The organism is Mesobacillus maritimus, from assembly GCF_044803185.1.
GTDB classification, from domain to species: domain Bacteria; phylum Bacillota; class Bacilli; order Bacillales; family Cytobacillaceae; genus Mesobacillus_B; species Mesobacillus_B maritimus_B.
Genome location: NZ_CP085225.1, coordinates 4682396 through 4703353 on the forward strand (window position 1 = coordinate 4682396; position 20958 = coordinate 4703353).

General features: G+C 39.9%; 23 protein-coding genes and 1 pseudogene. 9 read left to right on the top strand and 15 right to left on the bottom strand.

What is annotated here, in order from left to right:
• Nucleotides 1-5: 5 nt before the first annotated feature.
• The 4 genes from LG336_RS22745 to LG336_RS22760 all read left to right on the top strand — a co-directional run bounded on the left by LG336_RS22745 (nt 6) and on the right by LG336_RS22760 (nt 2424).
• The gene (locus LG336_RS22745) at nt 6-482 is read left to right on the top strand and encodes a Na+/H+ antiporter subunit E (protein ID WP_404329720.1); all 477 of its coding nucleotides are present in this window, start codon (nt 6-8) and stop codon (nt 480-482) included.
• The gene (locus LG336_RS22750; protein ID WP_404329721.1) at nt 482-766 is read left to right on the top strand and encodes a Na(+)/H(+) antiporter subunit F1; all 285 of its coding nucleotides are present in this window, start codon (nt 482-484) and stop codon (nt 764-766) included. Before LG336_RS22745 ends, LG336_RS22750 begins: the two co-directional genes overlap by 1 nt.
• The gene (gene mnhG, locus LG336_RS22755; RefSeq protein WP_404329722.1) at nt 750-1115 is read left to right on the top strand and encodes a monovalent cation/H(+) antiporter subunit G; all 366 of its coding nucleotides are present in this window, start codon (nt 750-752) and stop codon (nt 1113-1115) included. Before LG336_RS22750 ends, mnhG begins: the two co-directional genes overlap by 17 nt.
• Nucleotides 1116-1278: 163 nt before the next feature.
• Nucleotides 1279-2424 carry an FAD-dependent oxidoreductase gene (locus LG336_RS22760; protein ID WP_404329723.1) on the top strand — a complete coding sequence of 382 codons (1146 nt, stop codon included), beginning with the start codon at nt 1279-1281 and terminating at the stop codon, nt 2422-2424.
• A gap of 56 nt (nt 2425-2480) precedes the next feature.
• Here the strand turns inward: LG336_RS22760 and LG336_RS22765 are convergent, their stop codons facing one another.
• The 5 genes from LG336_RS22765 to LG336_RS22785 form a co-directional block, all read right to left on the bottom strand.
• Nucleotides 2481-2867: a hotdog fold thioesterase gene (locus LG336_RS22765; RefSeq protein ID WP_404329724.1), complete on the bottom strand. Its 387-nt coding sequence runs from the start codon at nt 2865-2867 to the stop codon at nt 2481-2483.
• Nucleotides 2868-3797: 930 nt separating this feature from the next.
• Nucleotides 3798-4001, bottom strand: a complete 204-nt coding sequence (locus LG336_RS22770) for a hypothetical protein (protein ID WP_404329725.1) — start codon at nt 3999-4001, stop codon at nt 3798-3800.
• A 301-nt stretch (nt 4002-4302) separates the two neighbouring features.
• Complete coding sequence (locus tag LG336_RS22775) at nt 4303-5616, bottom strand: Na+/H+ antiporter family protein (protein ID WP_404329726.1); 1314 nt, start codon at nt 5614-5616, stop codon at nt 4303-4305.
• 196 nt (nt 5617-5812) lie between these two features.
• Nucleotides 5813-7318: a leucyl aminopeptidase gene (locus LG336_RS22780; protein WP_404329727.1), complete on the bottom strand. Its 1506-nt coding sequence runs from the start codon at nt 7316-7318 to the stop codon at nt 5813-5815.
• A gap of 60 nt (nt 7319-7378) precedes the next feature.
• Nucleotides 7379-7759 (bottom strand): DUF309 domain-containing protein, encoded by a 381-nt coding sequence (locus tag LG336_RS22785; RefSeq protein ID WP_404333263.1) that lies wholly within the window; start codon nt 7757-7759, stop codon nt 7379-7381.
• A 91-nt stretch (nt 7760-7850) separates the two neighbouring features.
• Between LG336_RS22785 and LG336_RS22790 the strand changes: the two genes are divergently transcribed.
• Together LG336_RS22790 and LG336_RS22795 are read left to right on the top strand one after the other, a co-directional pair.
• A complete protein-coding gene (locus LG336_RS22790) occupies nt 7851-8324 on the top strand; it encodes a divergent PAP2 family protein (RefSeq protein WP_404329728.1) in 474 nt (157 codons plus the stop codon).
• A gap of 15 nt (nt 8325-8339) precedes the next feature.
• Nucleotides 8340-9122 carry a cobalamin-binding protein gene (locus LG336_RS22795; protein ID WP_404329729.1) on the top strand — a complete coding sequence of 261 codons (783 nt, stop codon included), beginning with the start codon at nt 8340-8342 and terminating at the stop codon, nt 9120-9122.
• Between the two features lie 58 nt (nt 9123-9180).
• On the opposite strand, the gene LG336_RS22800 is transcribed toward LG336_RS22795, so the two are convergent.
• The 4 genes from LG336_RS22800 to LG336_RS22815 all read right to left on the bottom strand — a co-directional run bounded on the left by LG336_RS22800 (nt 9181) and on the right by LG336_RS22815 (nt 12118).
• Nucleotides 9181-9891: a 3D domain-containing protein gene (locus tag LG336_RS22800; protein ID WP_404329730.1), complete on the bottom strand. Its 711-nt coding sequence runs from the start codon at nt 9889-9891 to the stop codon at nt 9181-9183.
• Nucleotides 9892-10016: 125 nt separating this feature from the next.
• Nucleotides 10017-10322, bottom strand: a complete 306-nt coding sequence (locus tag LG336_RS22805; protein ID WP_404333264.1) for a YuiB family protein — start codon at nt 10320-10322, stop codon at nt 10017-10019.
• A 235-nt stretch (nt 10323-10557) separates the two neighbouring features.
• On the bottom strand, nt 10558-10686 hold the full coding sequence (locus LG336_RS22810; protein WP_404333265.1) for a YuiA family protein: 129 nt from the start codon (nt 10684-10686) through the stop codon (nt 10558-10560).
• Between the two features lie 214 nt (nt 10687-10900).
• Nucleotides 10901-12118, bottom strand: a complete 1218-nt coding sequence (locus LG336_RS22815) for an NAD(P)/FAD-dependent oxidoreductase (protein ID WP_404333267.1) — start codon at nt 12116-12118, stop codon at nt 10901-10903.
• A 398-nt stretch (nt 12119-12516) separates the two neighbouring features.
• On the opposite strand from LG336_RS22815, the gene LG336_RS22820 reads away from it, so the two are divergent.
• On the top strand, nt 12517-13512 hold the full coding sequence (locus LG336_RS22820; protein WP_404329731.1) for an NAD(P)/FAD-dependent oxidoreductase: 996 nt from the start codon (nt 12517-12519) through the stop codon (nt 13510-13512).
• 102 nt (nt 13513-13614) lie between these two features.
• Here the strand turns inward: LG336_RS22820 and LG336_RS22825 are convergent, their stop codons facing one another.
• Together LG336_RS22825 and LG336_RS22830 are read right to left on the bottom strand one after the other, a co-directional pair.
• Nucleotides 13615-13977 (bottom strand): HesB/IscA family protein, encoded by a 363-nt coding sequence (locus LG336_RS22825; RefSeq protein WP_404329732.1) that lies wholly within the window; start codon nt 13975-13977, stop codon nt 13615-13617.
• A 296-nt stretch (nt 13978-14273) separates the two neighbouring features.
• On the bottom strand, nt 14274-14510 hold the full coding sequence (locus LG336_RS22830) for a YuzB family protein (protein ID WP_404329733.1): 237 nt from the start codon (nt 14508-14510) through the stop codon (nt 14274-14276).
• 352 nt (nt 14511-14862) lie between these two features.
• Here LG336_RS22830 and LG336_RS22835 point away from each other — a divergent pair, with 352 nt between their 5' ends.
• Entirely contained in the window at nt 14863-15930 is a 1068-nt protein-coding gene (locus tag LG336_RS22835) for an NAD(P)/FAD-dependent oxidoreductase (protein ID WP_404329734.1), read from the top strand.
• 110 nt (nt 15931-16040) lie between these two features.
• Here LG336_RS22835 and LG336_RS22840 read toward each other — a convergent pair.
• Nucleotides 16041-16297 (bottom strand): annotated as a pseudogene (locus LG336_RS22840) (NifU family protein).
• Between the two features lie 275 nt (nt 16298-16572).
• Between LG336_RS22840 and LG336_RS22845 the strand changes: the two are divergent.
• Complete coding sequence (locus LG336_RS22845) at nt 16573-16902, top strand: YuzD family protein (RefSeq protein ID WP_404329735.1); 330 nt, start codon at nt 16573-16575, stop codon at nt 16900-16902.
• An 8-nt stretch (nt 16903-16910) separates the two neighbouring features.
• Here the strand turns inward: LG336_RS22845 and thrB are convergent, their stop codons facing one another.
• From thrB to LG336_RS22860, 3 genes are read right to left on the bottom strand one after another with little or no spacing between them, the layout of a single operon-like run.
• The gene (gene thrB, locus LG336_RS22850) at nt 16911-17840 is read right to left on the bottom strand and encodes a homoserine kinase (RefSeq protein ID WP_404329736.1); all 930 of its coding nucleotides are present in this window, start codon (nt 17838-17840) and stop codon (nt 16911-16913) included.
• Nucleotides 17837-18886: a threonine synthase gene (gene thrC / locus LG336_RS22855; RefSeq protein ID WP_404329737.1), complete on the bottom strand. Its 1050-nt coding sequence runs from the start codon at nt 18884-18886 to the stop codon at nt 17837-17839. The genes thrB and thrC overlap by 4 nt, the downstream gene beginning before the upstream one ends.
• The gene (locus LG336_RS22860; protein WP_404329738.1) at nt 18883-20184 is read right to left on the bottom strand and encodes a homoserine dehydrogenase; all 1302 of its coding nucleotides are present in this window, start codon (nt 20182-20184) and stop codon (nt 18883-18885) included. The genes thrC and LG336_RS22860 overlap by 4 nt, the downstream gene beginning before the upstream one ends.
• Nucleotides 20185-20958: the final 774 nt, after the last annotated feature.

A 20958-nucleotide genomic window follows, 5' to 3' on the forward strand; every position in this document is an offset into this window, starting at 1 on the left:
GGACTATGGCATTTCAGATGTTACTTAATTTTTTTCTAGCATTTTTATGGATGTTCTTTAAAACAAGCTTTACCCCAGCGGCATTTGTGGTCGGTTATTTTTGGGGTCTAGTTATCCTTTTCATTTTTAGAAGCTACTTTCCTGATCGGTTTTATCTTCACCGCGTTTGGTCTGTGATCAAATTGTTTTTCCTTTTTATAAAGGAACTTCTATTATCAAATTTGAATGTTTTAAAGCATGTGTTGAAGCCAAAGATGGATATAAAACCTGGAATATTCGCTCTTCCTACGGTTTTACAAAAGGATTGGGAGATTATGTTGCTAGGGAATCTCATCACCCTAACACCAGGAACATTGACGGTCGAAGTATCAGACGACAATAAAGTCCTCTATATTCATGCCATTAATATTGATGATGTTAAGGATTCAGTTGATGGTATTAAGAATACATTTGAAAAAGCGATCATGGAGGTGAGCAGGTAATGTTTACTTTTGTACTCTACATCGCTCTACTTTGTATTTCCATCGCTATGGTCGGTCTTGTTTACCGTGTCATCAAAGGGCCCACCACACCTGATCGAGTGATTGCTCTTGACGGTCTTGGAATAAATCTTATCGGGATAATCGCGATTTTATCCATTATCCTAAGAACCAGTGCATTTCTTGACATCTTGATACTAATCGGAATTCTTGCCTTCATCGGTACTGTTGCCTTTGCCAAGTATCTTGAGAAGGGAGTGATTTTGGAACGTGACAGGAATATTTGAGTTTATTGTAGGACTGTTTATCATTATCGGGGCTATCATAAGTCTAGTTGCGACAATTGGAGCCATTAGATTTCCTGATGTTTATACCCGAAATCATGCAATATCAAAAAGCACAACTCTGGGGGTATTAACGATACTCCTCGGAACATTATTATATTTTATGTTTTTTGAGGGTCAATTTAATTCCCGGCTAGTACTTGCGATGCTATTTGTCTTTATGACAGCACCAGTAAGCGGTCACTTGATTGGCCGCGCTGCCTATAACTCTGGGATTAAGTTAGCTGATCAAAGTGTTACTGACGAATTAGAAAGAGATCGAAAAAAAATGAAACAAAGCAAATCGATCTAACAAAGAGCCACTAATCATTGATTAGTGGCTTTCTTTGTTAACGAATTATGACATTTAAAGGAAATGACTTGATTTTATTGCGTGTTCGAATTTTATCCATATCCCCGATTATCTTCCGTATCGTATAGTTAGATTAGTGAATGTCCTGAGGGGAGAGTCTACAATGTCGTGTGAAAGAGTTATTATAATTGGTGGTGGTATTAGCGGATTATGCTCGGCTTTGATTTTACAGAAAATTGGAATTAATGTTAAGGTTTTTGAACAGGAAGATGCCCCTTGCACTTCAGAAACAGGGATGATTCTTGGTGGCAATGCCTTAAAAGCTCTTGATTATATCGGGGTCGGTGATCGGATTAGAAAGACCGCGATTAGCTCTAACAACTGTACGATTTTATCAGAATCAGGGAAAACCATTGTAGATTTTTCTTATCATTCGCGACATGATTTTTCAAATTTTCTTTTTATTCTTCATCAAGATTTTTATAAAATCCTAGCCGATTCCCTGGATTCCGAAACCTTGCACTATGCAAAAAAATTGGTTCATTTTAAACAATCCAAGCATAATATCCAATTATCATTTCTTGATGGGACGACAATCGAAACGGATTATCTGATTGCATGTGATGGTTGCTACTCTTTTATAAGGTCGCAACTTTCATCATCAAATATAGCCATTTCCAACCAAACCTACTGGCAAGGATTATTGGAGGTTGATGAAGATATTAGCGATCTCGGGTATAGCGAAACCTGGGGACCACGGGGGAGATTTGGAATCGCTCCTATGCCTAATAAAAAGCTTTATTGGTATGCAGTTAAAAATTCAGATGGAAAGAAAGATCCGTACGAGAAATGGGCTTCATTGGATCTCCTCTTTAACTTCTTCTCTTATCATGAACCCATCCAATTGATTTTGGAAAAAGTCAAAGATGAAAACATCATTCGAAAGGAGTTAGTTGAGCTAAAGCCTTTACAGCAATATCTATATGGTAGGGTCCTACTACTAGGGGATTCTGCACATATTGTTCCTAGCCATTTAGGTCAAGGAGCATCCCAAGCAATTGAAGACGCGATGTACCTAGCCATGTGTATGAAAAGCGGGAAACCCTTTCATGAAAGTCTTATAAAATATGAACGACAGCGATTAATTCGCACAAAAACAGTGTCAACAGAAATGAAAAGACTACAAAGTATTGCCCAAATTGATAAACCTGCCCTATGTTCGATTCGTAATCATTTTTTAAAGCTTGTACCTGCCAGTTTTCATGAAAATAAGTTAAAAGGACTCCTTGACATTCAATTGATAGGTTAGGAATCAAGAGCTTTAAGGGCCCATAAAAAAACACGGGTATCACCCGTGTTTTTTTGTTAACGATTAAGTTTAATGACGGCAATTGTACATCGTGAAATACATACTAGCTTGCCATCTTCGTCCGCGATTTTTATTTCCCAAACCATTGTTGTTCTTCCTTGATGAAGAACAGTCCCTGTTGCTGTAACTAAACCGTCACGTTTGGCGCGAATATGGTTTGCATTTATTTCAAGACCCACTACCGCTTCGGTTGATTGGTCAACAAGCTCATAAGCACCTACACTTGCTACCGTTTCAGCTAGCGCTACGGACGCCCCGCCGTGGAGCAAGCCAAACGGTTGTCTTGTCCGGTCATCAACTGGCATAGTTGCGATGACTTTCCCCTTTTGTAGTTCAACAATTTCGATTCCTAGAGAATTTAACAGTGTTTTTTCCACCTTCATTTTCTCTTCTCCCTTCTACAATTGTTTCTTGTCAACACTCTTCATAGTGATAATTATCATTTCGGTATATTTTACAAATTTCCTCTTTCATTTTACAAGTTCTACAGAATTCGGACAAAAAACGAGGATCTCGACTAAGAAATTTGTTTCTAAAGAAAAAAAACAGCCCCTATGAAATTAACGGGTTCGGATTTCGAATACAAAAACTAATTTAGCATACCAATTAGCAGTCCTGTTCGCAACTGAATTACACTGCTTCTTTTTTGTTGATATATATGGGGTTTAATAAAATAAACGGTAAATCCGCCCTGAATTTCGAACCCCTTTAACAAGGTGTCATAAGTTTTTGTCGGCATTAAAATTCGCATGCTAATTGTTGTACCAATTGGTGTGCTACAAATGATATTAACTAGCAGAGTGTGGGTGTTGATGTCTGAGAGGCAGATACATGAAGCAGATATTCTTTCTTATCCTTAATTGAGTAACCACTGATTGTTTAAATAAGGGGAGTTTTTCCCGTTAACCTGCAGAATAGGGCTCGGTTCGGGGGATATAAGGGGAGTTTTCCCGTTAAGGGAGACCAAAATGGTCCATTTTCATGTTTTTCGAGTAAATAGCGGGAATCTTTCCCTCTATTTCATCTATTTTTCGTGTAATTTCCTAAATAAGAGGAATTTCTCCCCTTATTTTAATAGCTTATCGCCTGGCAATTCTTGAAGATTTGGAAATCGATGAACCGGTGCTTATTTGGGATAAAAAATGCTTGGAGCATTTAATTTGTCTCCAAGCATTTTTCTTTGCTGATTTACTTGCCAAATTGCTTTTTAATTCTAGTGCGAATTACGATTCGAAAAGCAATGTTAATTCATACTTTGTACTTCAAAACAGAATCCGTTACTATGAAATCGGCTGCTTTCAATATTTTTATATTCATCTGTAAGGGTAAGGGCCATAGCCGTAGCCGTATCCATATGGATATGGTGGATAGACTGGAACTGGTGGATAAATTGGGTATGGTCGAGGTCTTATTATAGCACTTCCTAATAATCCCCCTAAGACTCCACCAATAAACGGTCCTCCAAATAAAAATGGTGCGCCAATAAATCGATTGTGCGGGTTTCTCATACCGTACATAGGCTTACCTCCTTCTGTAGTTACAATGCCTTCCCTATTTCATATGCAAATGACCTAGCTTATGAGTGGGCATACAACTAGCAAAAAGGAGAAACTCCAATTTTGACCACTTTATAAAAGGCTCTTTTCTCAAACTTTGTTGCTTTGGGATTCAAAAGGGATGGATGAAGCTTTGTTTCACTGCAAAGTAGTTTTTAAATTATGAGAAAAGAGCAGCAAACCTACTAAAACGTACAAAATATGTTACCTTGCGTTAAAATCAGCTTTAGGATTTTAACAATCAATCTTTACGGAAACAGCCTTATAAGATCATCGCTGCAATCCAACCAAAAAGGATGAGCGCGAAATTATAATGTGTAAAGGTTGGAACACATGTGTCCCATATATGGTTGTGCTGTCCATCTACGTTTAACCCTGCTGTGGGTCCAAGTGTACTATCAGATGCTGGTGAACCAGCGTCTCCAAGTGCAGCAGCAGTTCCCACGATTGCAATCGTCGCCATCGGGCTAAATCCAAGCTCCATACAAAGGGGAACAAAGATGGTCGCAATGACTGGGATAGTCGAGAACGAGGAACCAATCCCCATTGTCACGAGCAAACCAACAACAAGCATCATGAAAGCTCCTAAAGCTTTATTATTGCCAATGGTACCCGCAGCCCACTCAACAAGCCCTGCAACATGTCCTGTCTCTTTTAATACATCGGCAAAACCAAAAGCCGCAAGCATGACAAAACCAATATAAGCCATCATTTTCATGCCTTCTGTAAGAAGATTATCAGCCTCACGCCATTCAATCGTCCCACTTATATAGATAACCACAATTCCAACCAATGCTCCAATAATCATAGACTCAGTGATTAATTGTAAAGCAAGGGCAGCGATAATCGCCAAGATTGAAAAGATGATTCCTTTTTTTGTATAAGACCCCTTTTTTACTTCCATTTTATTACTTTGGACGTACGTTCTTGGCTTCCGATAGGAAATAAAGACCGCTACTAGTAATCCAACCAACATCCCCACAGCTGGAAGGAGCATCGCTGTCGGGATGTCACTTGCCGCAATCTCTAACCCACTGTCTGCAATATTTGTTTGGAGGATCCCATGGAAAATCGCACCGAATCCAGCTGGAAGCAAAATATACGGCGTGACTAAGCCAAAAGTTAACACAGAAGCAATTAGTCTTCTATCGATATTTAACTCATTAAAGATAAACAGTAACGGTGGAATTAGGATTGGAATAAAAGCAATATGAATTGGGATTAAGTTCTGTGAAAAAATGGCCATTAATAAAATAAACGAAATGATCATGATTTTAGAATAGGTTTTCGCCTTCTGTTGCCCATTTTTGGCCACTACACCGAGCATCCAATCAACAAGTGCATTTGGCAAACCTGCAGCCGATATCGCAACTGCAAAACCACCAAGTAAGGCATAACTTAATGCCACTTCTGCACTTCCCCCTAGACCGTTCGCAAAAACCTCAATCGTTTTTTCTAGCCCTAATCCTCCCGTCAATCCCCCTATAAGCGAACCGACAATAAGGGATAAAACGACATTAACTCGTAATAAGCTTAAAACAAGCATAACACCAACAGCAATAATTACAGCGTTCATAGTTGTCTCCTCATAAGATGCTTTGCTAGCAAATTAGTAATTTATATCCTTTAGTTTGGTAAAATGGTAGAGAACTAAAATACATGTATTAAAATAGCATACCTTTATTGAAAGTGTCAATTGGTTTTTACCATAAAAAAAGCAAGGGGCGTTTCTTGTGCTTCCAATTAGGAGGCAAGAGAAACGTTCCTTGCTTTTATGAAATAGGTTCAAATCTTTCTACTAGTAAAGCTAGTGTTCTTGCCATAACGCCTGTTGCTCCTACTGGACCAAGGTCATGGTCTTTCCTTGTTCCTGATGTTCCTGCGATGTCCAGGTGAACCCAAGGGGTTGATTCTGCAAATTCACCAACGAAGGCAGCTCCCATTATGGCATGGCCTTCACTTCCTGGAGAATTATTTAAATCAGCAATTTTACTACCACGTACTCTCTCTTTGTCCTTCTCAAATATAGGTAACCTCCACATTGGTTCACCAGCTTCATAGGAGGCTTCCAAAACTTGTTCAAACCAAGCTTCATTATTGGTAAAAGCTCCCGTTGTATCAAGACCGAGTGCAGTAATCACACCCCCAGTTAGTGTCGCCACATCAACTAGAAAATTGGCTCCATGATGCTTAGCGTAAGTGACAGCATCTGCAAGCACAAGACGGCCTTCTGCATCTGTATTTAACACTTCAATCGTCTTTCCACTCATCGAAGTAATCACATCATCGGGTTTAAATGCCTTTCCACTTACCATGTTATCAGTAGAAGGAATCACAGCTACTACGTTCTGCTCTGGCTTTAGCTCACCAATGATCTCCATTGCCCCGAGAACTGCTGCAGCACCACCCATATCGGTTTTCATTCCAACTATCCCTGTCTTCGTCTTTAAAGAATAACCACGTGTATCAAAGGTTATCCCCTTCCCAACAAGGCCAATAACATCCTTCCACTCTTCTTTGCCTTGATATTTCAAGACAATCATTTTTGGTGGCTCCTCTGACCCTTGGTTTACGGCCAGTAGCGCGCCCATACCAAGATTTTCAATTTCTGCTTTATCAAGAATTTCTACATCAAATCCATACTTTTCACCAAGGTTCGTAGCATAGTCAGCCATATCCGTTGCGGTCAGCATATTGCCAGGCAAGTTAACAAGCGTCCGTGCAGAGTTGACCCCTTGGCCGTACACATAGCCTACCGAAAGGGCAGCGCCTACTTCATTTTCATCGAGCATCGAAGAGTAAATCGTAAGCTGTTCAATTTTCTTTTCAGGTTCATTAGATTTTTGCTTATACCCTTCAAATTGATACGTTGCCATTGCACACGCTTCCCCTAACGCATGTGCAGCATCTAGCGTCTCAACCTTCTCACCAGTGAAGGTATCGAGAACAAAAGCCGCTTCTGTCCACTTTTCCGCTTTGGATGACTTGAATAAACGTCCAAATGCTTCGCGTAGTAGTTCAAACGAAAATTCTTTTTCTGTACCTAGACCAACAAAGTAGAGCCTTTTTGCACCGATTTTATTTAATGTATGTACTTTAGAGATTGCTTTTTTCTTCGTAGAAATATCTCCGCTTTTAAGCAAATTGATGATATTTCCATCAAACCGTTGATCCAACTCTTGTAGAATCCCATTTAAACTCGTCGTCTTGTGAAATACACCAATCACTAGACATTCATGAGTTGTGTTTAAATCGACCTCATTTTTCACATTAAACAAATGATTCACCTCCAAATAGATACTCCTATTATATCTGACCTAGAAAAATATTTCGAGTTACTAATCATCTTCTAAATATAAGAATAATGGTCGCAAAGCTGGCAGTCGTTCAATTTCAGAAAAAGAAACTTTATCTACATCATCTGGTATAATAAAGAGGCAGTATTCGATATACTCTATAACTGTCTCAAGATCAAGACCCCAGTGTTTTGGTCGGTAGGGTTGCAAATATTCATGAGCCACTCTCATCATTAGCCTGGTTCCTTTAACGTTTCCATAGCTATAGTGGTGAATAGCAACACTCATTTGCAGAAGCCCTTTTAAAAACAAATTACTCTTGTCCTCCATCCACATATCTTCTAAAAGGTCGTGACAAGTGTAATAATCACCCTCGTTAAACTTAATAAAAAATTGATAGTACTCAATAGGATAGTCATTTATCATGTATACACCTCCAGCACACAAAGGAATTGTCTAGAAATACTTTCACTCACTAAAAAATTTTTTAATTGAATATTAGGGGGACACAGCTATGGACTTACTAACTAATTTTCCTTTATGGGCATCTTTTGCCGCAATCTTTTTTGCACAGTTTGTTAAGGTTCCTATCCAATATATCGCCACGAGGCGAGTGGATTGGTCATTGCTAACAAGTACAGGTGGAATGCCAAGTTCTCACTCTGCGGCTGTGACCGCTCTTTCTACCGGCGTTGCTCTCGAGACGGGGCTGAATTCCCCTGTATTTGCTGTTGCAGCTATCTTTGCAGTGATTACTATGTTCGATGCCACGGGCGTTCGTAGACAAGCCGGTGAGCAAGCTATTGTTTTAAACCAGCTTGTCGCCGATTTTAACCGCATCATTGATGATGCCAAAGATTGGCCAAATAAGCCTGAGCGGGAAAAACGGAAAGAACTCAAGGAACTGCTCGGACATAAACCGATTGAAGTTCTTTTTGGTGGATTAACTGGTATTTTTCTTACCTTACTACTTCACTATATTTTATAGAGAAGAGGCGAATTTATGAGAGTGGTTTCCTTATGTCCCAGTAATACAGAAGTGATTGCTTACTTGGGGCTTGAAGATTTACTAGTTGGAGTGGACGATTTTTCTGATTGGCCTAGCATCGTACAAAGGCTTCCTAAACTCGGTCCGGATTTATCAATTGATTTAGATTTAGTCGAAGCACTACAGCCTGATCTTGTGCTAGCCTCTCTCAGTGTTCCAGGAATGGAAAGAAACATTGAAGGTCTTCAAAAGAGAGGAATCCCACATCTGATTTTGAATCCGCAATCCTTGGAGGATATCAAAAATGATTTAATCCTTACCGCTGACCGTCTCGGTTACCCCAAGAGAGGAAAAGAAGCCGCGAAACAATTTCAAGAAAGACTTGAAAAAGTCCGTTTGGCTAACAAGAGCGACTTCCCAATCCCCTCTCTTTACTGGGAATGGTGGCCCAAGCCTATATTTAGCCCCGGAAAGATTAATTGGCTGACTGAGATATCTGAAATAGCCGGTGCCAAAAACGTATTTGCTGACATCAATAAGGCCAGTGTACAGACAGATTGGGAAGATGTATTGTCACGTAAACCTGATTTTATTTGTTTGGCGTGGGTCGGGGTCAGACATGAAAAAGTCAATCCAACACTGGTGATGAAGCGCCCTGGATGGCGGGAATTACAAGCCGAAAATAAGGGCAAAGTTATCGTCTTGGAAGAAGAGCTGTACTGTCGACCATCACCTAGACTACTTGATGGTCTTGAAAAGCTAAGCAAAATCCTCATAAACCTTCGTTACACTAAATAATAGCAAAAGGCAAACCTCATTTGGTTTGCCTTTTTGAACATTTACTGTTTGCCATGCATTAGGATTTCTTTTCGCCTACATATTGCTGACGAAATACCTGTAGAGTTTCATCTTCATTCATCGCCTGTAATTCTTCTTCTGTCAATTGCCCATTGCCCATCTTTACGATTGAAACCTCAACAGTCTTTTTCCCCCATTCCTCGTAAACCTCTTCAACTGTATCATAATAAAGGTCTAACTTATCCCCCTTTATCGCTCCACCCTTGTCCGCCACGACACCATAGCCATAGCCGGGTATAAACAATACGGTTCCAATAGGGAAAACACTTAAGTCCGCTGCAATCGTCGAGAAGAGATCTCGCTTTACCTTTACTCCCGAATACGTTATTCCATATTCAGGATGGTTAGGCTCCTTTCCTGTTGATTCAATACCAGCAGTATAGCCTGTTGCCACAATGGTTTTCTTAGGATATTCAGACCAATCAAGGTCCTCCAATGCCGGTTGCACTTCCCCAACTACCGCTGTACTTGCACCTATTTGATTTCTTTCACTAGTATTATTCTGTATAATTCCTTCAGCAAAACCGATTGCTCTTTTAATATGATTTTCATATATTTGGTTTCCAAAATTATATCCACTACTTTGATTAAAATAAAGATTTAGATGATTTGCGCCTATTCCTGTAATTGAATATAACGTCGTCATTAGGGCGACTAAAAATAAGATAATCATGATTGAACGCTTGGTCCACTTCTTTACATTATTCATGTAAATCTTTCACTCCTCCCAAAATTATTCATTTCCTATGACAAAAGGAAATATTCATTTTGGGAGGAAAATTTAAAGCACGAGAAAATACAAATAAAAAAACCTTCATGGTTGAATGAAGGTTTTTAAAACATTTGATATCCATTTTTCCTTAAAAGTTTGATGACAAATCCAGCCGCTATTGCACCAGCAAGTCCTGAAATTAAGATAATTAAGTCCGCAGGTGCTAGATTAATGAAATTTGTCCCTAACCCTTGAAACGCTTCTCCACTGTTCGTGAAATATTCAATGAATCGGACATCATCCACAATAAAAATGACAATAATTGGATATATGATTGCCATAATCCATGACATTCTTAGCAACATATTTAATAAAAAACCGATACCGAAAAATAAAACAAAAAACAGCAGCATAGATATGATGAGCATTACGATTGTCACTACTATTCCCCCTATTACCTATCAACAATAGTGTACTGATATCCTCATAGGGAGTCAATAAAATAAACTCTATTGCTACTTAACAATAAGTGGTTGATTTCCGCTCCAGGATGCTCCAATTAACCGGTTTTTACCTAAGGTTTCATTGACAAAACCTATGCAACAACAATTTTTTAGAAAACAGCTCAAATAAAAACGACCTTGGAGATACAAGGTCGTTTCCCTATTCCTTTTCTTTTCCTGAGCCCTCACAGCAATAACATGTTTCTGACCCACCTAATAATAATTGAAAGTAGCCTTTCCCTGAGCAATAAGGGCATCCTTTTGTTTCTGTCTTTGTCTGTGTCATCAGAATCTCCCTCTCTTTAGTGGTATAACTGAATTTTCTGATAATATACCAGGTTAAACAAAAAAAGAAAAGGAGCATTTTTGTAAAGATCCCTAACATGAAAGCGCATACAGATAACTCATTCTACCTATAGCTTCTTTTTTCTTAGTCTTTCAAATTTCTGTAGATGGCACAAAAAAAAAGCAGGTCGGCTGACCCACTTTTTGCTTGCTTTAATTTAAAAAATGTTAAACTTTCCTTTTTTGAAGACCAATGAAGGACCGCCGATCATGAACAGGGAACGGTTATCGATTACCTTTTTTAATAATGCGGCTTTTCCACCGATTACCTTTTTACCAAAAGCTGTCCCAATTGCTTCGTCTTCACCAAGAGAGCATACTGTTCCTTTGTTATGAAATTCAAAGGTTTCCAGTTCAGTTTTACCACGAACCAACGCAGCTAAATTTCTTGCACAAACTTCACCCTGCTGCATAGCAATTTGCGCTGTTGGTGGATATGGACGATTAATTTCTTCGTTAATGACTAACGAACAATCACCAACAATGAAGACATTGTCCTTTCCTGGAACTCTTAAATCATGTGCCACTTTCACGCGGCCACGCATTGCTTCCAAGCCAGAGTTTTCGATAACAGAATTTCCACGTACACCTGCTGCCCAAACAACAGTCTCTGCTTTTATTTCCTCTACTTCTTCTTCGCCTTTTGCGACAATGATTCCACCCGGAATGCCTTCTTTAATAGCTGTACCAATCCTAAATTCTACACCCTTCTTTTCAAGGTAGGAAACGGCATAGTTCACTAACTCCGGATCAAAGCCAGGAAGAACCGTAGGTGCAGCCTCAACACAAATCAGTTTTACTTTATGATAATCTACATCGTACTCCTTGCAAAGTTCTGGAATACGGTTTGCTAGTTCCCCAAGGAATTCAATACCCGTAAAGCCTGCTCCACCAACGACAATGCTTAAACGTTCATCTTTCTTTTCTTTTTCAGTGTTATAAGTGGCGAACTGGTATTCAATATGTTCACGGATTTGGCGTGCAGCATTCACATTTACAATTGTAAAAGCATGTTCTTTGAGACCCTTAATTCCAAATGTTTCAGCCTCTGCACCTAGGGCAATCACAAGATAGTCATAAGAAATCTCGCCATTATCAAGGATAACAGTATTTTCTTCCGTTTTAATTTCTTCTACCGATGCCTGAACGAACTCAACCTTATGAGTATCGATAACCTCACGAATATCATAGCGAACACGATCGTGATGCAAAGTTCCAGCAGACGCTTCATGTAACCACGTTGTCTCATAGTGATAATCATTTTTATTGACTAGGATGATATCGGCCTCATTGACTCCGATTTGCTTTTGTAGTCTTGTGGCTGTCATCAATCCACCATAACCTGCTCCTAGAATGACGATTTTTGGCTTTCTCAAGTTCATCACTTCCACCTTTTGATTGTATTTTATTATTATCTTTTCTCTTAACATTTACTTATAAATTTTAATAATAACTAAAAGCTAGGAAAAAACTTTGTGATTTTCTTCACTAACATGGACAAAAAAATGTTAGTTAAATGTCACAAAAAGTTAACATTCTGTTTACGCATATTAAATAATATTCCTTTTCACCTTGTTTTTCAAGTCAAATTCACTACAAAATAACAATTTTGACTTTTCACAAAAATACTAAATAGAAAATGTATGAATATAATATAACTGTTATTTCAACCTTTAGAATAAGGTAAGCGCTTTTTATTTGGCGAGAGTTTTATGGCTCGGTTTATGGTATGATAAATAATGGAATAATTCTGTACATAACGAGGTGGAGTTACATGAAAGAGGATAAAAAATTGTACGACATCACTATTATTGGTGGGGGCCCCATCGGAATGTTTACTGCCTTTTACGGAGGGATGAGACAGGCTTCGGTTAAAATCATTGAAAGCCTTCCGCAGCTTGGGGGGCAATTATCTGCACTATACCCCGAGAAATACATATATGATGTCGCTGGATTTCCAAAGGTCCGTGCCCAAGAGTTGGTCAACAACCTGAAAGAACAAATGGCTAAGTTTGAGCCAACAATTGTCCTAGAACAATCAGTACAAAACCTAGATAAACAGGATGACGGGAACATCAAGCTAGTAACAGACAAGGAAACACATTATACAAAAACCGTGATTATCACTGCCGGAAATGGGGCTTTTCAACCGCGGCGACTTGAGCTAGATAGCGCTTCTAAATATGAGGGTAAAAACCTCCACTATTTTATCGATGACTTAAATCAGTTTGCTGGGCATAGAGTAGCCGTGTTAGGTGGAGGCGATTCCGCCGTTGATTGGGCTTTAATGCTCGAGCCGATTGCCGACAAAGTCAGTATCATCCACCGACGTGATAAGTTTCGCGCGCATGAACATAGCGTGGAGAACCTTGAAAAATCCAAAGTGGATATTAAAACCCCTTATGTTCCACTCGATATTGTTGGTGATGGTTCTAAAATTAATCAACTCATCCTTAAGGAAGCGAATGGAGAAAACAAACTAACTCTTGATGTTGATGCCGTTATTTGCAACTTCGGATTTGTTTCTTCTCTTGGCCCGATAAAAGAATGGGGATTGGATATTGAAAAGAATTCAATCGTCGTGAATTCTAAAATGGAAACCAATATTCCTGGTGTTTATGCTGCTGGCGATATTTGCACCTATGACGGAAAAGTTAAACTAATTGCATCAGGTTTTGGAGAAGCTCCGACAGCCGTTAACAACGCCAAGGCATACATGGATCCTAAAGCAAAGGTTCAACCATTGCATAGTTCCTCCATGTTTAAATAGCATCAAATACCAACTAACTACGTGTTAGTATAATATATTCATAAAAAAAGCAAGGTGAACGAAATTGCGCATTCACCTTGCTTTTTACTTTTTATACTCAGCTTAACAGTCTTCAGGTGTACCTTCGTTTGTTGCTGTTTTAAATGATGAACCACAACCACATGATGCAATTGCGTTAGGATTATCAATCGTAAATCCGCCGCCCATCATTGATTGCTTGTAATTAATAACCGTCCCTTTAAGGATGGGGATACTATCCTTATCTACTAGCACTTTAATTCCGTGCTGCTCAAGTTCCTGGTCACCATCCTCAACCTCATGGGCAAATCCCATGCCGTAAGAAAGACCACTGCAGCCGCCGCCTTTCACTCCAACACGAAGAAACGCACCCTCTTCTTCATTCTGTTTCATCATATCCTTTATCTGCAGTGCAGCTTCTTCAGTAATGTTAATGATTTGTTCCATTTTAAAACCTCCAGTCATAGAAGAATCCTTCTCACCTTATTATATACAGTCTATTCCTGCTCCTCAACCAATCGGTTTTATTTAGGCTCTTTTCTCAATCTTTTTTGCTTATGGATACAAAATAGGATAGATGAAACTTTGTAGCACTGCAAAATAGCATTTTTATTATGGGAAAAGAGCTTGCAAACTTACTATAACCTACAAACTAGCTTACCTTCCGTTTACAATTTTAACAACATCTTTACGAAACCAGCCTATTATGATTTCCCATTTTAACAAAACTCCATAATTTATGATTAAAATAATGGATTTTCATCCAAATGCTGATAGATTTTTTCAACTAATTCATCAGGGCTGTCCGCGCTAACTGGTTCTCCATTTACTAATGCATATAAAGACCTTGCACATTTTCCGCAATAGCTAAGACAACCATACTCAATAATATCTAAGTTTGGGTCGCGCTCTAATTGCTCTAGTGCCCTTTGTGCCCCATTAGCCAAGTTGCTGATACAAAACTCAATAATCGGCCTCATCCTGATTTCACCTCTTCATTAATTGTTAATCCTACCTTTTTTCTTAAAATCAGTCAATTTCGACTATATAAATCCACCGTTTTTTCCCGATTAAAATTGTTGTTATTTTGTCACAATTTCGTTATAATTCATTTGGAACATAAAGTATACATTATTTCACAATATTTTTTCCTTTGACTGTGTAAACCTTGGCTGTTGATTTCCTCTCAAGGCACTTCGCTTCAATCAACGCTGCAAAAAATTACAATTCATTTTAACACAGCATTTCTTTTAAAAATGTAAACGGTTCAGTATGAAAAGTGGATGAAAACAAAGGGACTGTATTCAAGAGGACGGAAAAGGGGATATTTAAATGAAAAATCTCGTGATTCTTGGGGGCGGTTATGGCGGTATGAGAATTCTGCAACGCCTATTACCAAATGATTTGCCCGAAGATGTAACCATCACCTTAATTGACCGTGTACCATACCATTGTTTAAAGACAGAATATTACGCTCTTGCCGCTGGGACAATTTCTGATCAACATGTGCGTGTTAGTTTTCCTGAACACCCTAGGCTTAGTCTAAAATATGCAGAGATAACGGAAATCCAGCTAGAAAAACAACAGGTATGTCTCCAAAATGGGGAAACAGTTCATTATGATGAACTCATTATCGGACTTGGGTGCGAGGATAAGTACCACAATGTACCAGGTGCAAAAGAATTTACTTATAGTATTCAGTCGATTGAAAAGGCTAGGGACACTTATCAAAGATTAAATAATTTACCTGCCGGTTCGACAGTAGGAATTGTAGGAGCTGGATTAAGCGGAGTTGAGCTTGCAAGTGAGCTAAATGAAAGCAGAAGTGATTTGAATATTAAGCTATTCGATCGCAGCAACTATATTTTGTCAGCTTTCCCTGAACGACTAAGTATTTATGTCGAGAATTGGTTTGACACGAATTCAGTGGAGATTATCAATAATGCCAATATTACTAGAGTAGAAGAAGGCGTTTTGTATAATCATGATGAACCTATTTCCGTAGATGCCGTTGTTTGGACAGCTGGAATCCAAGCGAACAAACTTGTTCGTGAACTGCCGATAGAGAAGGATAACATGGGACGTGCGGTGATTACCCCAAGGCATCACTTACCAGAATACGAGAATGTATTTATCCTTGGTGACTGCGCAAGCCTGCCTCATGCGCCAAGTGCTCAACTAGCAGAAGGACAAGCAGAACAAATCGTCGAAGTCATGATCAAACGTTGGAAAGGCGAGGAGCCACCCGAATCCTTCCCAACCATTAAATTAAAAGGGATTCTTGGATCACTCGGAAAAAAACACGGATTCGGCATGATTGGGGAACGATCCATCACTGGACGGGTAGCTAGAATATTGAAATCTGGAATTCTATGGGTTTATAAATATCATAACGGATAAGGGCGCACACTGCGCCTTTTTTTATTTTTATTAGATTTTTAAGCTAAGGACAAAAAAAAGAAAACGGCCTTGCCCATGGCAACACCGTTTAAAAGTCATACTATTTAAGTTTAGAATACTTGTTCAACTTCAACAACACCAGGAACCTCTTCTAAAAGAGCACGCTCAATCCCAGCCTTTAAAGTAATCGTTGAACTAGGACAGCTCCCACATGCGCCAAGTAAACGTAATTTAACTATACCTTCGTCCACGTCGACAAGTTCACAGTCACCGCCGTCACGAAGAAGAAATGGACGCAATTTATCTAGTACTTCCTGGACTGATTCAAACATTTGTTGTTCAGACATGTAAAATCGACTCCTTTCATACTCCTATTATAATCACATCCACCCGAAAAATCTATTGTTTAAACCAAAATCCAATATACAACAGTTATTTTTAGGAGAAATGTTCTCTATATTGTAAAGTGAAACTTCCATCAGTGGAGGCGCTTTTCCTCCAATGATGGTTAGTTGAACCAATCGGGCCTTTACGTGCCGTTATCCCCCCACAAAACTCTTCAAAAGCAAAAAAACTAAGTGGGGGTATTACGGCACGTTAATCTGCGATAAAATAAAGATAAAAAGAACGGAGGGATCTAGAATGCCTCAAAAACCCGTAGAAATCGTCGTATATGGTGCGGACCAGCTTTGCCCAAGTTGTGTTCATCTGCCTTCTTCAAAGGAGACCTTTGAATGGTTAGAAGCCGCCATTAGCAGGAAATATACCAATCAGCCCTATACCATCACCTATGTGGATATTTATAATCCCCCGAATGAAGATGATAAAAGTAGGTTTGCTGAACGGGTCATCGACGAAGATATGTTCTATCCTGTTGTCTTGCTTGAAGGCAATATTGTCGGGGAAGGAAGTCCTAGACTAAAAACTATATTCGCAGAAATGGAAAAATTCGGGTACCAATCGGCAAACTAAAAAGAGCCCTAAATTGGGCTCTTTTTTGTTTCTGAAGCTTCTACGTATGCCAGACTCCCAGCACGATCGATTTCTAATTCGACAACGTGCATGGATGATAGGGACCTTTCAAGTTTGGCTGCCACTGCCTTTCCTTTCCCTGGTTGTACTAAACAAAGAATGGTTGGACCAGCACCACTAAGGGCTGTGCCAAACGCACCAGCTTCGATGGAAAGTTTCTCAACTTCTTCCCACCACGGGATTAGCGCCCTCCGATAAGGCTGATGAAATCGATCACAACTCATCATTTTTCCAGCTAGCTCCCAGTTTTCAGTGAAAAGTGCTGCTAACAATTGATTCGAGACAGCGCTCGCCTCAACCGCCTTTGAAAAAGGAAGACTTTCAGGAAGTACAGCTCGAGCGGACTCTGTGAGGAGTTCCTCTTCAGGAATAACAGCGACGACATCCATATGAACCGTTTGAACGACCGTTAAATCAATATCGGACCCCAACTGACTCCCCACGATAAGACCACCATAAATGGACGCCCCGACATTATCTGGATGACCTTCAATTCCTGCAGAAATATCTAAAATATCCTTGCGCGAAAGGTCCATTTGACAAAAATAATTGGCAAGTTCAATTCCAGCAATAATCGCCGCGGCACTTGAACCTAACCCACGTGTAAGTGGAATCTCACTGCTGACAGCTAAACGACAAGGAGGCATTTCCTTTCCATACTGTTTCGCTGTCTCCTGTGCCATTTTTACAATAAAATGTCTTTCATCACTTGGAAAAATAGACAGTTCCTTTGTTAGCGGGATGACCTCCCAGCTTTCTGCCCTTTCTGCTTCAACAGTAAGATATAGATTTACCGCCAATCCTATAGAATCAAAGCCTGGACCTAAATTAGCAGAACTTGCCGGTACTCTTACCGTTAACATACCATCGCTTTTCATCGGTGAACAACTCCACGAATATGTTCGCTCACCTTCTCTTCATCATTCGGAAGTACCACAGGCTTAATGGTGCTACAATCTATAGCAGTTTGTGGATCCTTTAGACCATTTCCAGTTAACACTGCAACAACCTTTGATCCAGGAGGGATTGCCCCCTTCTTCACCATTTTATAAACCCCAGCAATTGAAGCACAAGATCCAGGCTCAGCAAAGACGCCTTCGGTCCTTGTTATTTTCTGATAAGCTTCTAAAATTTCTTCATCAGAAACCTCATCAATGGTTCCCCCAGATTCATCCCTTGCGTTAACTGCTAGCTGCCAGCTTGCGGGATTCCCAATTCGAATCGCTGTCGCTACGGTTTCCGGATTTTCAAATACGCGATCATGAACAATCGCAGCCGCCCCTTCCGCCTCAAAGCCAAACATTTTCGGATGGCCTTTTCCGTATTCTTTAAATCCTTTCCAGTAGGCACTGATGTTTCCAGCATTCCCTACTGGAATTGCCAAGATATCTGGCGCTCCTCCTAGCTGGTCACAAATTTCAAACGCAGCTGTTTTCTGACCTTCTAAGCGGTATGGATTTACAGAGTTTACAAGCGCTACAGGCTCTGTTTTACTAATATTTCTTACCATTTTCAGAGCTTCATCAAAATTGCCTTCAATTGAAATAATCTCCGCTCCGTACATAACGGCTTGAGCAAGTTTTCCCATTGCGATTTTCCCTTCAGGAATAACGACAATACACCGCATCCCAGCACGAGCAGCATAAGCGGCAGCAGCTGCAGATGTATTTCCTGTTGAAGCACAAATGACTGTGTCACTGCCTTCTTCTTTCGCTTTGGCAACCGCCATGACCATTCCTCTATCTTTAAAAGAACCTGTAGGGTTCGTTCCTTCAGTTTTTACATATAAGTCAATTCCCCACTCCTTAGAAAGGTGATCAAGCCGGATTAGCGGTGTATTCCCTTCATTAAGTGTGAGTAACGGGGTTTTTTCTGTTACCGGTAAGTATTCTTTGTATTCTTCTATAAGGCCTCTCCATCTCATGCGTTCGCACTTCCTTCCACTCTATAGGAACTCTTAATCTCTTTTATCGCATTAAGGTCCCTTAGCTGCATTAAAATTTCTTCGTAGCTTTTTAGTGATGCTTTATGGGTTACAACGACTATTTCAGCTAATCCTTTTTCCTTGACTGGAAGCTGAAGAATCTTTTCAAAGCTTACTCCATGTTGTGTGAACACAGATGTGATTTCCGAAAAGACTCCCACTTCGTCTTTCGCGTGAATACGAAGGAAGTATTTTGAATATATTTCTTCTGGAGCCTTTAAACTTTTCTGATGCTGCGGTGCAACAGCATAGCTCCCATTAATCCCAAGTCGCATATTTTTCACAACGGCAACGAGGTCTGAAACAATGGAGGTTGCGGTTGGTAAGCTCCCAGCACCTGGGCCATAAAACATCGTCTCCCCAACAGCCTCACCGTAAACATATACAGCGTTATATTCATTGCTAACAGACGCTAACGGATGTGCTTTTGGTAAGAGCGTAGGCTGGACACTTACCTCTACCTTATCGTCACCATCACGGTGCGCAATGCCAAGTAATTTCATGGTATACCCAAGCTGCTTGGCATAATGAAGGTCTTCTTCGTTTACCATTGTAATCCCTGTAGTTTTTACATCAGCCAAGTCCACTTTCATTGAGAACCCAAGAGTAGCCAAAATAACCATCTTCCTTGCAGCATCAAGACCCTCTACATCTGATGCAGGGTTCGCTTCAGCATACCCTAATTCTTGGGCCTCTCTTAACACGTCCTCATAAGCAAGCCCTTCTTCGGTCATCTTGGTTAAAATAAAATTTGTTGTACCATTCACTATTCCCATTAGCTTCTTGATTCGGTCAGAGGAAAGACCATCTACAAGACTCCTAATGATTGGAATCCCACCAGCTACGCTTGCTTCATAAAACAAATCACAGCCATTTTCAGAGGCCGCAGTTAAAAGCTCTCCACCATGAACAGCCATCAAGTCTTTATTCGCTGTAACAATATGTTTTTTATTCCGAATAGCCTGAAGCAAATGTTCTCTAGTTTGCTCTACGCCACCCATTACTTCAATGATTACATCGATGTCTGGATTATTTATGACATCCTCAACATTTGTAGTTAAAATGGCAGGGTCAATTGCAACAGCCCTTGCCTTTCCTAGTTCTTTTACGAGTACTTTTTTTACTTTTATCGGGCAACCAACCTGGTGAATCAGCTTATCTTGGTGGTTTTCAATAATCTTGATAACACCACTTCCTACAGTCCCAAGTCCAAGTAGTCCAATCGATATCGGCTTCATAGATGTTCCCTCACTTCCTGTTCTCCACTCAAGCACATCTGTCTTTGTATAGTAGACATTATAAGTTCTGTTTCAGCTATTTACAAGGATTATTTATCATGAAATAGTAATGAAAACGGTTAATTCGTTAAAAATTTCGAATCTTTATTATCTCAATACATATAGAGATGGACTTTTAAGCAATATGTAAACAAAGGGGGCTCCCTCATTACATATACCGCTCAACATTTATTGAGTATGAGAAACGAGGTGCACTCTCACTCCCCATACTGCTCAACGTTTATTTAGTATGGGGAGTGAACGGCTCTCTCAGTGCCCATACTGCTCAACATTTATTGAGTATGGGAAGTGAACGACTCTCTGAATGCCCATACTGTTCAACATTTATTGAGTATGGGGAGTGAACGACTCTCTCAATGCCCATACTGCTCAACATTTACTGAGTATGGGGAGTGAACGACTCTCTCAATGCCCATACTGCTAAACGTTTATTGAGTATGGGGAGTGAACGGCTCTCTCAGTGCCCATACTGCTAAACGTTTATTGAGTATGGGGAGTGAACGGCTCTCTCAGTGCCCATACTGCTCAACATTTATTGAGTATGGGGAGTGAACGACTCTCTCAGTGCCCATACTGCTCAACATTTATTGAGTATGGGGAGTGAACGACTCTCTCAATGCCCATACTACTCAACATTTATTGAGTATGGGGAACGAGGTGCACTTTCAATGGCCACAATATCCTATTTTCAGGCATTATGGTAAACAACACATA